The 12,413-nt window shown below is 40.0% G+C and carries 17 protein-coding genes; 15 read left to right on the top strand and 2 right to left on the bottom strand.

The window, feature by feature from the left end; all coding sequences use genetic code 11:
• Positions 1-10 precede the first annotated feature (10 nt).
• Together ACT5M9_RS02870 and ACT5M9_RS02865 are read right to left on the bottom strand one after the other, a co-directional pair.
• Positions 11-145 (bottom strand): hypothetical protein, encoded by a 135-nt coding sequence (locus ACT5M9_RS02870; RefSeq protein WP_457978104.1) that lies wholly within the window; start codon positions 143-145, stop codon positions 11-13.
• A gap of 28 nt (positions 146-173) precedes the next feature.
• The gene (locus ACT5M9_RS02865; RefSeq protein ID WP_457978106.1) at positions 174-683 is read right to left on the bottom strand and encodes a glycoside hydrolase family protein; all 510 of its coding nucleotides are present in this window, start codon (positions 681-683) and stop codon (positions 174-176) included.
• Between the two features lie 41 nt (positions 684-724).
• Here ACT5M9_RS02865 and ACT5M9_RS02860 point away from each other — a divergent pair, with 41 nt between their 5' ends.
• From ACT5M9_RS02860 to ACT5M9_RS02790, 15 genes are all read left to right on the top strand, one after another.
• Positions 725-1,135, top strand: coding sequence for a hypothetical protein (locus tag ACT5M9_RS02860; protein WP_457978108.1), 411 nt, complete (start codon positions 725-727; stop codon positions 1,133-1,135).
• Positions 1,136-1,168: 33 nt separating this feature from the next.
• Positions 1,169-2,398, top strand: coding sequence for a HEPN/Toprim-associated domain-containing protein (locus ACT5M9_RS02855; RefSeq protein WP_457978110.1), 1,230 nt, complete (start codon positions 1,169-1,171; stop codon positions 2,396-2,398).
• Between the two features lie 780 nt (positions 2,399-3,178).
• A complete protein-coding gene (locus ACT5M9_RS02850) occupies positions 3,179-3,535 on the top strand; it encodes a hypothetical protein (protein ID WP_520395658.1) in 357 nt (118 codons plus the stop codon).
• 173 nt (positions 3,536-3,708) lie between these two features.
• Positions 3,709-4,107, top strand: a complete 399-nt coding sequence (locus tag ACT5M9_RS02845) for a P27 family phage terminase small subunit (RefSeq protein WP_457978114.1) — start codon at positions 3,709-3,711, stop codon at positions 4,105-4,107.
• A gap of 32 nt (positions 4,108-4,139) precedes the next feature.
• Positions 4,140-5,888, top strand: a complete 1,749-nt coding sequence (locus ACT5M9_RS02840; protein WP_457978116.1) for a terminase large subunit — start codon at positions 4,140-4,142, stop codon at positions 5,886-5,888.
• 40 nt (positions 5,889-5,928) lie between these two features.
• Positions 5,929-7,080 carry a phage portal protein gene (locus tag ACT5M9_RS02835; RefSeq protein WP_457978118.1) on the top strand — a complete coding sequence of 384 codons (1,152 nt, stop codon included), beginning with the start codon at positions 5,929-5,931 and terminating at the stop codon, positions 7,078-7,080.
• A 26-nt stretch (positions 7,081-7,106) separates the two neighbouring features.
• Positions 7,107-7,703 (top strand): HK97 family phage prohead protease, encoded by a 597-nt coding sequence (locus ACT5M9_RS02830; protein ID WP_457978120.1) that lies wholly within the window; start codon positions 7,107-7,109, stop codon positions 7,701-7,703.
• A gap of 40 nt (positions 7,704-7,743) precedes the next feature.
• A complete protein-coding gene (locus tag ACT5M9_RS02825) occupies positions 7,744-8,982 on the top strand; it encodes a phage major capsid protein (protein WP_349918201.1) in 1,239 nt (412 codons plus the stop codon).
• Between the two features lie 213 nt (positions 8,983-9,195).
• Complete coding sequence (locus tag ACT5M9_RS02820; protein WP_457978122.1) at positions 9,196-9,735, top strand: head-tail connector protein; 540 nt, start codon at positions 9,196-9,198, stop codon at positions 9,733-9,735.
• A 17-nt stretch (positions 9,736-9,752) separates the two neighbouring features.
• Entirely contained in the window at positions 9,753-10,070 is a 318-nt protein-coding gene (locus tag ACT5M9_RS02815; RefSeq protein ID WP_457978124.1) for a phage head completion protein, read from the top strand.
• Positions 10,071-10,072: 2 nt separating this feature from the next.
• On the top strand, positions 10,073-10,651 hold the full coding sequence (locus ACT5M9_RS02810) for a hypothetical protein (RefSeq protein ID WP_457978126.1): 579 nt from the start codon (positions 10,073-10,075) through the stop codon (positions 10,649-10,651).
• Positions 10,652-11,020: a hypothetical protein gene (locus ACT5M9_RS02805; RefSeq protein ID WP_457978128.1), complete on the top strand. Its 369-nt coding sequence runs from the start codon at positions 10,652-10,654 to the stop codon at positions 11,018-11,020.
• A 40-nt stretch (positions 11,021-11,060) separates the two neighbouring features.
• Positions 11,061-11,489, top strand: a complete 429-nt coding sequence (locus ACT5M9_RS02800) for a hypothetical protein (protein ID WP_457978130.1) — start codon at positions 11,061-11,063, stop codon at positions 11,487-11,489.
• A gap of 111 nt (positions 11,490-11,600) precedes the next feature.
• On the top strand, positions 11,601-11,930 hold the full coding sequence (locus ACT5M9_RS02795) for a hypothetical protein (protein WP_457978132.1): 330 nt from the start codon (positions 11,601-11,603) through the stop codon (positions 11,928-11,930).
• A gap of 17 nt (positions 11,931-11,947) precedes the next feature.
• A complete protein-coding gene (locus ACT5M9_RS02790; RefSeq protein ID WP_457978134.1) occupies positions 11,948-12,412 on the top strand; it encodes a hypothetical protein in 465 nt (154 codons plus the stop codon).
• The last annotated feature ends 1 nt before the right edge of the window (position 12,413 follow it).

Raw genomic sequence — 12,413 nt, 5'->3', positions numbered from 1 at the left:
TTCCAACTCATCATGCAACACCGAAGTACACAGATGCACCAAGAGCAGCAAACAGAACAAACACAATTGCCCCTTTCGCCACTATATGCATTTTTGAACCTAGTACTTTGTCGATTGCTCCCTTGAGGAAAACACCAATACCCATATATTATTCCTTTTGTTATTATTATTACTTATTTAGGATAATGGGCAGTACTACCAGTGCGTAGAGTTTCCATTACTCTCTTTGCTCTGTTGGGTGTTTGTTTGAACCAAGTACTATCTAATCCCTGTCGGTATGCCTCATTAAGATTTCCAGCATCAATAGCAGCCCACATCTTTTTGAACTTAGCAACACCAGCAATACCTAGCTGAAAGCACATGTTCTGTATCGAACTTTGACGTACTGGGCATAACTGCTTGTAGACTGCATAGAACGATGCAGATTCAATTCCTTTCTTAACTGCGGCTAAGTCCTTGGCAAACAGATAGGATGCCTCAGATGCAGTTATACGCCCATCTGGAGCGATAGGTGATAGTAGTTCTTTAGATAGAATCTCAATGGCTCGTACTTTGGATATAGTATTGTCTCTCACAATCAGATGACCAATTCCAACAGTCCAATATCCCTCAGTGTCTCTGTACATAACAAGCTTATATCCTTCATCGTACTTAAGTTGTTCCTCTATAGTTAAGTTCTTCATTTCTACCTCATTAAATATCTATATGGAAATATTTATGAGGAATGCAGCGGGTGACTGGCGTAAGTAAGTGGAAAGGACTACCAGAGGGATTTGTACCTAATCAAAAAGAACATGAAGGATTTGTGTATCGAATAGTGAATATCAGTACTGGACAGTACTACATAGGGAAGAAAAGCTTTTGGACTAGACAGAAGAACAAGAAGACAGGGAAACGAGAGGTGAAGGGTAGTAACTGGTGTGTCTATCACAGTAGTAATGCAGAGGTTCAGGGATGGCCTGAGAGCAACTGTGAGTGTTCAGTACTGTACTTGTGCGGGACTAAGTACGAGCTTGGATACCGCGAGATCGAGAGCCTTGTTCAGTCCCACGGATTACGCGATCCGAAGTGCCTCAATCAGATGATGGGATCAGCCAGGATCGGGAGGTGCCCCAGCTCGTTCAGGCTGCTATGATGGCGGCATTTGGGACTGGAGAGGGTTCGGGGAATGAGCGGTGCAGCAAATATAACAATCAATGGATATGAGTTGGTTTCATGGAAAGATACATACAACAAATGGTACTTCAGAAATGATGACGAAAAGATCAACATTCTAGAAAGTAGTCTAGGTGTTGATGATAAAACCATATTTGGGTATAGAGCTTCTGTAGATACCATCAGGCGAAGACTTCAACTTGATGGATATGATTTAAGATCAGCCGAGAAAGATTTCTATGATACTAAGAATCTATGGATAAGAGATATTCTCGATACATTAGAGGAACATCGGCGTGAAGTTGAGTTACATGGTCATTTCTTGATGCCAGTAGATTTATATCATTTAACGGAAGATCTAAAAGTTCTTAAGAAAACAGATTTTTCGGCTTGGCTAAATAAAATGCCAGAAGCTTTAGAGTTAATGAAAAAACAAAAGAGAGGTTGGATACCAAATCGTGAAGAGTGGAATCCTTTATTGTATTTTATGTTTTCGTACTCAATCGGTATATTGGAAACTAACCTAGGTTTTGTAAACACATTATTCCCCTGTATGCAAATGGAATCATATGCAGTAGTGTTGCTAAATTTGAGTGAGGCTGATGATGATTGTATTTTGAATATCTCTGGATTACCAAGTAATATTTGGTCTGACTTCATTGAAGAACGAGGACAGGCACGAGCATCAGAGACTAAGTTTTATAATGATTTTTTAGATTCACTTGAAGAATTATCAGAACTAAACAAAGAGAAGGAAAGTCCACTACTTCAACGAATGATCTATTCTAATGTTATTACCTCAATGGAAGCATACTTATCAGAGACAATGAAGCGACATGTTTTAAATCGACATGCGATAAAGCGTAGGTTTGTGGAATACTATTCTTTCTTTGACAAGAACATTAGAGAGAATAAGATTTTTGAATTTATAGACTCTCTTGATGGTGAGATAAACAAACAAATTGATAAGATATCTTTCCATAATAAAGATGTGGTTGTGGGGCTTTATAAGCATGTTCTTTTGTGTGATTTTCCTGAAAAAAGGATGAAAGAATTAACTGCTTGTATCGATGTTCGTCATGACATTGTGCATCGCAATGGGAGGAGTACAGACGGTTTATTGACAACCATAACACAGGATGATGTTGAAAAGGTAATAAGATTAGTACATAGAATTGTGGAACATATAGATAAGCAGATAATAACAGGTTTACCTGATGATAAGATGAATATAGTTAAGTAAAACTAAGTTAACAAGGAACCCTACTACATGAGTAGGGTTCCTTAGCTGTGTATTACCTAACCCCTAGATGTTCCTCAATAGTTCGCCTTGCTTCCTTAACCATGTTCCTACACTGCTCCGTGTCAAGGTTGAAAGTACAGTCTATGGGTTGATAGGTGTCCTTATGGACAATCACATAACATGACATTCCTGTTCTGATATTACCCCTAACCATTGATACTTTGATGGAGTCTTTTGATTCATGAAGTTCAATGAAATGATACTGCATTTGCATACCTCCGTGTTTATGATGTTAGTAGTGTATCTAAGTACAGCATAAATACAATAACGGTAGTACTGAACTTTTTGGAGAAAGTGAATTGAACTTTAGTACTGATAGGGGGGGGCGTACTTCAAAATTACAAGCCCCATATGATACCCAACTTGCTCCACTTTGTACGAAAATCCAATTTATAAACTTTTTCCCGCCATTGACCTAATCACAGAATCCCCGCAGTAAACGCCCTCAGAAGCCCCAGTACTAAACCCCCATCAAAATGCACATCCAACTATCCCTAAATGTTCAAACGTACAGAGAGCGTTACAGAGCGTTTGGTGAGGCATTAGAGAATAACAAGAACAGCAACAATGAAGAAGAAGTGCCTACACAAGACTTGTACGAATATTATCCCGTACAAAGACAGATACTGCCCTGAACACACAACCAGAAACCGAACACAACAACCGCTAGAGAAGTTCCCAGAAGAACATAAGTTCTACAACTCCAAAGCTTGGAGAGACTTGTCTAAGCGAACCCGCGAGAAGTATCCCATCTGTCAGAAGTGCAATCACAACCTTTCTGCAGTAGTGGATCACATCTACGAAATCCGATACCCCAACGGGATGAAGTACAACTTACATCCTCATAATGTCATGGCTGTGTGTCATGGCTGTCATAACGTAAAGACTCACGAGGTAGCGAAAACCATAAAACTAATTGGAGATAAAATTGAAATTACTAGAAAAACTATCCAGTACCTCAAGGGGTATGTGGTTACACATCAACAATTGGATCTCATTGAGAAAATCCAAGATAAGCACGAACAAGAAGAAGAGAGCAGAAGCCAAGGCAGCAGCGAAGATCCAGAAGTACAATGAATCAGTGTATTTCACTATGTCTGTATCAAAGGACTCCAATCACATAGTTGTACTTGATAATCAAGCTTATCGTCTTTTCATTACCGAAGAATCAATAGATTGCCTTGATGGTAAGGGTCATGCAGTACAAGACCAAGAATTACTGATTCGGATACTGCGAGAGGTTAAGACCTATGGCGTATTCTAACAGTAAAGCGGAAAAGGCATTACTCGCAAAGATCCATAAATCAGGCTCTATAAAAATCAATAGAATTGAAGATGCTCTAGTTGAACTGATTGAGTCTCAAAGAACCATAAACTACACAGACATGATCCTAGTACAGCAACTAGCGGCACAACTCTATGTTAACCAAGAGTGTCTGAAAGATATCATCACTAATGGTTCAACTATTGAAACAACTAGTAGGGGTGAGCAAGTCATAAAGGAAAATCCGAATAGTCGGAACTTTCAAACCAGCTCAACTCAAATACAAAAATTATTCAAACAACTGGGGTTAGATCCAATCCCTGTTGAAAGTACAGAAGATGAAGACACATCTGTTGATGATGCCTTTAAACAAATCAGGAAATAAGCATGGAGTAGTGATTACAGGAAGTAATAGAAGTGAATGACCATAACAATAAAAAATATAGAGACTACCCAACTAAGTTAAAGGATATGAACTTTAAGACAGAGTTCTATCACCAAGGATGGGAGAGTGCATTTCAGTATGTCTATGATGTTCTAAACGGGATCAGGAATGCCAGTAAATCAGAGAAAGCATTCTGCCAACGATTCATCGATGATCTTCAAAGAGAAGACCTAAAACTAAACCTAACCATTTATAACTTTGTGGTGGTGGTTGCAAACAGTCTCAAACATACCAAAGGCCCAATTGGTGGTAAGCCAATCCTTCTAATGCCATGGCAGCACTTTGTCTTACTCAATCTTTTCTGTTGGTACTACAACGATAATGCCCATGAACAGTTACGAGGGTTGAGACGTTTTACAAAAGCTTTTGTGTTCCTTCCCCGAGGTAATGCTAAAACTCAGTTGGCGGCGATTGTTTCTATATGTTCATTATTACTGACTGAAAACAAGAACCCAGTAGTTACAACTTCTGCCAGTTCCAGAAAGCAAGCCACTATCTGTTTTGATGAGATCAAAGGGCAGATTAAAAGTAGTACTAAAGCTATAAAATCAAAATTCAGCATTAGAGCAAATGACATAGTACTGAAGACGGGGGGCTCAATCTTCCCGACTTCATCAGAAGCTGATTCCCTTGATGGTCACAGGATCACCACAGCGGTACTTGATGAAGTACATGCCCATAAGAATAGAGACGTTCACGATGCAATCGCATCCTCTCAGAGTAGTTCTAAAGACCCGATCCTATTCATGATCACCACTGCTGGGACTAACGTTAGAAGTTTCTGTAAAGAGATGTACGACTATAGCAAGGGGTTGCTATTCGATGAGTTCCAGAATGATCAGTTCCTCTCAATCATCTATGAATCTGATATTGAAGAATACGATTCCACGGATGGCTTTGAGCAGGCCAACCCCAGCCTAGGCCACGCCGTATCCCTGCAATCCCTCCGCTCTAAGGCTCAAGAGGCTGGCATGAGCGAGGCGGCCATGAGTGCCTTCGCAACTAAACATCTTAACCGTTGGTACAGCTACGCAGAGAACGGGCTGATTTCTCAGTCCCTCATTGATGCCGCATTCCAAGGGCCATTCCCGAACGATGTAGAGCTTTCCACAATGAAGGCATACATGGGGTGTGACATAGGGGCCACAAGCGACTTAACCAGCCTTGTGAGCGTGTTCGTTGGCTCAGACAGCACACTCTATGCCAAGTCCAAGAACTTCATCCCAGAGGCCGCTTATGATGCCTTGCCCAGCAACTACACGCAGATGTACACGCAGGCAATCAACAGTAGTTCCCTGTTCCTGGCTGGTGAGCTAGTCACTGACCTGGAAGAGGTGGCCGACACCCTGAATCACATGAAGGACACCTTCAAACCCAAAGAGATTGGGATCGATGGGGCAGCCGGGGGCCTTCGCTTTGCTGAACAGTTCAGGGCTAAGTACAGAAAAGAACTATCAGCCGTCCCCCAAGGCTATGGGCTATCCAGTGCGGCAATCACCTTCATTCGTTTGATGGCAGAGGGGAAGATCAAGTTCAGTCCAAATGACACCCTAATGAAGTGGTGTATCGAGAATGCCCGTGTACGAGAAGGCCAGCATGGGGACATTGCAGTAATCAAAAGCAGTAATCACAACTTAAAAGTCGACGCATGTATTGCATTGCTCATCGCTTTATCCCTCGTTCCAGTAGTTGAGAAACAAGTACAAATCAGAACCCTGTAACACATAAATACAAAAACAATATAGTTACAAGGATAATTAAATGTTTAATAGACCAAGAAAAACAAAAGGGTTCTATCCTAGTTCTAGTGGTACTCCATTTCAGTTAGATATTCCAAACTGGATCCAAAACAATGAGATACTAAACGAGCCAACAGTTTTAGCTTGTTTGCGTTTGATTAGTGGTTCCATTACCTCAATGCCAATCACGGCAAAAACAAGAAATGGTGAGTACTTAGACCGATACAGTAAAGTACCAATTCCCCCAGAATTGAAGCTAGTACTAATTTCTCCAAACGATAATGAAACCATCATTCAGTTCTTGAGTAATGTAGTAGGGCAGTTAGTACTTTATAACGAGTGCTTCATTCAAGTTCGAAAAGGTGGCATTGGTACTACAGGGACAATCAAAAGTTTTGAATGCATAGAGCATGGACAAGTACAGCGAGTAAAGGATACATCTGGAAAGTGGAAATACTATGGTACTGATAACTCAAATCAGGTAGTGATAGATTCAGAGATCCACTATCTCACCACAACTAGGTTTGGATTTGAAACTCTAAGCAATCTAGAAAAAGCCAAAGCAGTGATTGAACTAGCGAACAACTCAATCAATCACGCCAAGGAATATTACAGTACTGCACCCCGCAATAGTGGATGGTTCACTTCTGAACAACAGTTAGATGATGAACAGTACAACCGACTCAAAGAACAGATAAATATTCAATCCCAGCAAACAGGTTATGGACTGATTGAGGGGGTTACATACTCCCAAAACTCCTATTCATTTAAAGATGCAATGTCAGCAGAGACACGCAAACAAACCACAATGGATATCTGTTCTATTATGGGGGTGCATCCTGCATTGCTTGGTTTGGATTGGGCCGCTGGTAATAGCCTAGATGAAATCCGTTCTGTGTTCCTAAGTACAACAGTGAATCCCATCGTTCTAGCCATTGAAGAGTTTTATAACAATCTTCTTCTAGATAAGAGTATTGAAGTTGATCTAGATGAGTCTGGATTACTCAATGCTAGTTACATCGAGAGAAGTAAATTAGCAATGGAACAATACAAGCTAGGTTTACTCTCCAAGAATGAGGCCCGTGTAGATCTTCCAGAACTAAAAGAGGGTGGTGATCAGTTCGTTGTTGATTCCAATAACCTAACAATGGGAACCCTAAATAACAATAATTAATAACAAGAAGAGGTTATACAAAACCCATGAAAGTAATGTTAATGAGGGCGGTTAAGTCCTATGAACTTAAAGATGAAGAACTAGGTAGTTTTACTTGTTATGGTTCAAAATTTGATGTTGTAGATCAGGCCAATGAAGTAGTGGTTAAAGGGGCATTCACTGAATCTCTCGAACGCCACCAAGAACTAGGCACAATGCCTATCTTCTTATGGAACCACGATGATGATGAAATCCTAGGTAAGTGGATTAGTGCAGAAGAAGACGAAGTAGGTTTAAAGCTTACTGGTCAATTCAATCTAAACACTGCCGAAGGTAAACGCAGATATGAAGAACTTAAGCACGGTGATCTAAATGGGTTCAGTATTGGGTACTGGATTAGTCTAGAAGATACCGAAACAATCGATGGTGTTACCTATCTAAAGAGAGTACAGCTTAACGAAGTCTCTCTAGTTCCCTTCCCATGTAATGAACTTGCCCAAGTTCTAGAAGTTAAATCAGTAAACACCGACGAAGAAGAAGTACAGGTTCAGGAAGAACCTAAGTACATCCCTCTTTTCAAACGTTCTGATGTTGAAGCTTTTGCAAAGCGTCTAAAAGGTATTGCCAATAAAAACAATAAATAAAAATAACTAAAACATAATAATAATAAGGAAATTTTTGATTATGTCTAAATCTCTAAAGGCTATGTTAGCCGCTAAGAAAAACGCTGTTAAAGCTGATGAAGTTGTTCAGGATGAAGTACTAAGTACCGTTGTTGATGCTGTTGAGGAAATGCAAACTTCCGTTTCTGAATCTGCCGCTATCGTTGAACGTGCTGCCGAAGTAATCGCAGAACTAGAATCCAAAGTACAAGCACAAGACGCAGAACTAAAAGCTCTAAAAGAAGCTTCTGTAGAAGATGAAGATGAAGTTCAAGCCGAAGCTAAATCTATCACTAAGATTATCCGTGAAGCCGTTGCAGGTAAGAAAAATGTTCCTCTTATTGTTGAAGGTAAAATTCAAGGTATCAAATCCTCAGATGGTAAAGTAGCTGGTGCTATCATCCCTGAATTCTCCAAACAGATTGTTGAACGCATTGTAGAAACCTCAACCCTAGTTAGTCTATTTGATGCAATGCCAGTGGGTAATACTGAATTCCAACTTCCAGTTAGTACCGGAAGCACTGGTGCCCAGCTAGGTACAGCTTACACTGTTGGTAATGGTGATATTGCTTGGAACAAAGGTTCTTTCTGTGTTGGTACTGCTAAACCTGTTCTATCTGACAACCAAATCAATGATGCATTCTTCCCTGTAGTTCCATGGGTTCAGAAACAAATCTCTGATGACTTTGGTACTCTCTTTGCTCAACAAGTAATTGCTGGTAATGGTACTGGTGAGGAAATGGAAGGTTTCTTACACTTCTTCGATAAGACCAAAACAACCGATGTTGCCCGTGGCACTAAGTTCTTTGGCGTTGTTGATCTAAGTGCAGAGGTTGATTATGACCGTTACGCACTAATGGATAAGCTAAATGAAATGGTTCTAGACCTACCAACTAAATTCAAGGCTGGTGCTTCTTGGGTTATGAACCGTAAGAACTATCTAGCTATCGCTACTCTACGCGATGAAAACGGCCAGCCACTAATGCAACGTTCAGCCCAAGACGCTAACGTAATGGCTCTTCATGGTTATCCTGTAGTTCTAGATTTACTACTCCCAGAAGATGCACCAGTACTATTTGGTGACTATAAAGAGGCGTTTGCACTACTAACCCTAGCCAATTCTCTAACCCTAAAAGTGAACGAATGGCAAATTGATGGTCATACATCTTTCCCAAGCCAATTCCGTGCGGGGGGTGTTGTTAAGTCCAACAAGGCTGTTATCGGTCTAGCTATGCCAACTTCTATCAAGAAAGCTGCTTGAGGTAGTACCGCTGTAGAGCCAGTACAGTTAAAAACTACTGCGAGAAAGCGAAGTACTAAATAACTAAAATAAAAAGAAGTTCAATCAATAGCAAAGTTCAATAAGAATTATAATAAAGAAACTTGAACACACTTTTTAGAGCACTACCTTTCGGGGTGGTGCTCTTTTTTTGTCTCTAATAAATACAGATAATAACAATAATAGGAATTGCATATGATCGAATACATAATTGAATTTAGAGATGACTCGTTAATCGATGTTCTTATATCAAACGAACTTCTAAGAGAACATCTAATACTAATTGATGATGAATCAGAACTGTTGGGACTCTATAAAGAAGCTGCAATAGCAAGTGCTGAGAGGTTCATGAACCGTCCACTACTAAAATCAAAAATCATCCTCAGTACTGATACCCCAAACTTTAGAATCCCGTATGGTGGGTACTTAATTAACAGTGCAGTTGATGCCAGTAACAATCCAGTACAATACAAACTTGATAGAGTTTCTAAGAAGGTACAAATCCAAGGTGCTCCAACCTTCCCAGTACAGTTTGAGATTCAGTGTGATTTCAATGCCAGTGGGAACAATGATGTTCCTCAATCGATAGTACTTGGACTATGTATGTACGTAGCTACGATGTTCCAGAACAGAGAGTCCATAGTACTTGGTATCAGTGCAACAGAGATACCCCTCAACCATCAGGCTATCTTTAAGCAGTACCGCTTGCCCAATATCAATGGAGGTGGTGTGTAATGGTCAATACAGGAAACATGAAGAACACAGTAAAGATATTCAAGAACATCAGTACTAAAAATGAAGTGGGTGAGATTGTGAATACACAAGAACTGTTTCTGTCTATCAAGGCAGAGGTGCAGTTTGAGCGAGTACAGGAATCAGGTTCAAAGTTTGATGCTGGATGGTCTAACAAGCTCATTGTGAGAACTCGATACAGTAAGTCACTCATGCCCCTCATCACAAGTCGTGATGGTTTCTCAATGACCTTCCAAGGTACTGAGTACAAGATCATGAACTATGAGATGTGGAACCAAACTCAGAAGTACATCACCTTCTACATTCAGAAGGTGTAACTATGGCAAGAGATAATAAGTACATTCAGGGTCTAGATGACCTTGAGGCACTTCTAGATTCACTCCAAGATCCAAAGTTCAGGGCCAGAGCACTACGTAATGCAGCCAAGCAGACAATGGAACCAGTAAAGCAAGAACTTCAGAAAGTACTGCCATCCATCATCAAGCCAGAAGATGTGATCATCAAGACAACTGTAAACACCACCAAGAAACTATCAATTCCTAAATCAGGTAATGTCTCAGATAAGAAATCATCAGAGCTATACACAGAGGTCACATTCCGAATGTCAAAGGGTGATCCTGATTATGGTGGTGATAGTGCCTATGGAATGATGATGATACTTGAGAATGGGCGTCGTGAATCACTCGCCAAGATAGGGAAGGGGAAGACATTCAAGGTCTATGGAAAGGTAACTGCCGAGACACACCGATATATAGGAACTACCCAAGGAAGATACATAGTCAAGAGATTACGTTTTGAGGAATATGATAAAATGGCTGCTGACTTCTCTAAGTACCTCACCCAAGAAATAGATAATGAAATAAAGAAACAGGATAAGAGGAACAAGAGAGGAAAGTAAATGGCATCAATCGAATCAGAACTAAATTCAGTACTGCAATCATACAGTACTAATGTCTATGCATGGGAAGTACCAGATACAGATACCAGTACTGAGGCATTGGCATTTCAGAGACTAGCTGAGAGAAGTAATACAACCTTCTATGATAAGGGAAGGGAAATCAAGGTAACACTATTTCATGTTGCCCGAGTAACAAAGGGATACTTAGAACTATGTGAGGATAGTGCATTCAGGAATGTACTTAATAAATACACTGGTGGGTTTATTCTCGATATCAAGATAACTGATAGTGATGACACAAAACTCGATGATGTGAAGTACGAGAGACTATACACCATTGAGATAATGCATGTAGTGACTTATCAATAAATAATAACAATAAACTATAATAATAAAAGGAAAATTATCCATGGCTGGAATTTCTAAAATTAACGTTGGTAACTACCTAACACTAATGGTTGATGCCGTTGAGGTAACTAGCATTATCTCCATCACTGGTGGTGGTAGTACTGCAAATATCATCGATGTACTTATGTACAATGAAGGTTATGCCAAGAAACTAGTTGGCTCCAAATCTGTTGATGCATTTGAGGTTACTTGCTCATATGTACCTTCTGAGGCTTCCTATAAGGCACTAGCTGTACTTGCTGAGAGTAATGAAACTGTTGAGGTTAAACTAACTCTCAAGGGTGGTACTGCAACTGCTGAGGGCTCAAACGTTCTTACCTTCTCTGGTATCGTTGCATCTAAGAGTGTAACCACTGAGTTCGATGCAAACCGTACTGCTGTTTGGACTATCGCTGTTAGTGGCGGTATCTCTGAGGCAGATGGTGTTTAAGCACATCCAACAATAACTAATAATCCCCAAGGGCCAGATACATATCTGGCCTTTTTCTTTTCTATTTCTAAATAAATATAGTTATTACAAAACCAAAAGGGAAAATAAAAAATGGATTTTTTAAGTAAGTACAGTCTCAAACCACATGAAATCAAAGTTCAATATCTGGATGAGGAACATGTGTTTCATGCCAAGAGTATTAGTTATAACTTGGCATTCCAACTAAAACAATCATATGCAGAAAACATCATTCAATTGGCAATTATTAAGTACTGTCTATGTAATGAAGATGGAACAATGATCTTTGCTGAGGATTTTGATCTAGGTGAGCTTGGTGATCAAATGGGTTTTGAGTTAATCACACTACTCAGTGATGCAATTGCAGATCTATCCAAACCAGCCAAACGAGCTGAGAATGTAAAAAAAAAGCAAGACAACTAATATCTGATTGGGATGAATTGTTTCTCTTTGATCTCTCTGTTGCCTTGCATGTGCCCATCCATGAAGTGAAGAACTGGCCGCAAGATATCATCGATCAGTACAAGGCATACAATCACCTCAAGCCCTTCACCAAGAACACAGAACATCAGATGATGGGCTTCATGATTGAGATACTACGTAATCAGAACATCACCAAGAAGCACCAGTACAAGACAGCAGAACAGATGATGCCATTCCTCAGGGGGGGTCTACCTGCATATCTAGATGATGAACGTTTAGTACTTCTAAGACAACAAATAGGCGGGATACTTACTGACTATGCAAGACAAGATATCTTGGGTTGTATTCTTGAGGAAGTACAGATACAAGCACAAATGCCTGTGAGGGATGAGTACTTTATTCAAGAACTAATCAAAATATATCATCAACACAATAATAAGAATAACAAGGGAAGTGATGAGCCCAGTAATGAAGAGGAATAAT

This window comes from Aeromonas sp. AE23HZ002T15 (assembly GCF_054165525.2).
This window is presented reverse-complemented; position numbering and strand designations above follow the sequence as displayed.

Coding starts and splice junctions, on each gene's coding strand:
- ACT5M9_RS02865 (WP_457978106.1), bottom strand. CDS start 683: ATGAAGAACTTAACTATAGAGGAACAACTTAAGTACGATGAAGGATAT.
- ACT5M9_RS02805 (WP_457978128.1), top strand. CDS start 10,652: ATGGCATCAATCGAATCAGAACTAAATTCAGTACTGCAATCATACAGT.
- ACT5M9_RS02825 (WP_349918201.1), top strand. CDS start 7,744: ATGTCTAAATCTCTAAAGGCTATGTTAGCCGCTAAGAAAAACGCTGTT.
- ACT5M9_RS02830 (WP_457978120.1), top strand. CDS start 7,107: ATGAAAGTAATGTTAATGAGGGCGGTTAAGTCCTATGAACTTAAAGAT.
- ACT5M9_RS02860 (WP_457978108.1), top strand. CDS start 725: ATGCAGCGGGTGACTGGCGTAAGTAAGTGGAAAGGACTACCAGAGGGA.
- ACT5M9_RS02800 (WP_457978130.1), top strand. CDS start 11,061: ATGGCTGGAATTTCTAAAATTAACGTTGGTAACTACCTAACACTAATG.
- ACT5M9_RS02855 (WP_457978110.1), top strand. CDS start 1,169: ATGAGCGGTGCAGCAAATATAACAATCAATGGATATGAGTTGGTTTCA.
- ACT5M9_RS02815 (WP_457978124.1), top strand. CDS start 9,753: ATGAAGAACACAGTAAAGATATTCAAGAACATCAGTACTAAAAATGAA.
- ACT5M9_RS02795 (WP_457978132.1), top strand. CDS start 11,601: ATGGATTTTTTAAGTAAGTACAGTCTCAAACCACATGAAATCAAAGTT.
- ACT5M9_RS02835 (WP_457978118.1), top strand. CDS start 5,929: ATGTTTAATAGACCAAGAAAAACAAAAGGGTTCTATCCTAGTTCTAGT.
- ACT5M9_RS02870 (WP_457978104.1), bottom strand. CDS start 145: ATGGGTATTGGTGTTTTCCTCAAGGGAGCAATCGACAAAGTACTAGGT.
- ACT5M9_RS02810 (WP_457978126.1), top strand. CDS start 10,073: ATGGCAAGAGATAATAAGTACATTCAGGGTCTAGATGACCTTGAGGCA.
- ACT5M9_RS02845 (WP_457978114.1), top strand. CDS start 3,709: ATGGCGTATTCTAACAGTAAAGCGGAAAAGGCATTACTCGCAAAGATC.
- ACT5M9_RS02820 (WP_457978122.1), top strand. CDS start 9,196: ATGATCGAATACATAATTGAATTTAGAGATGACTCGTTAATCGATGTT.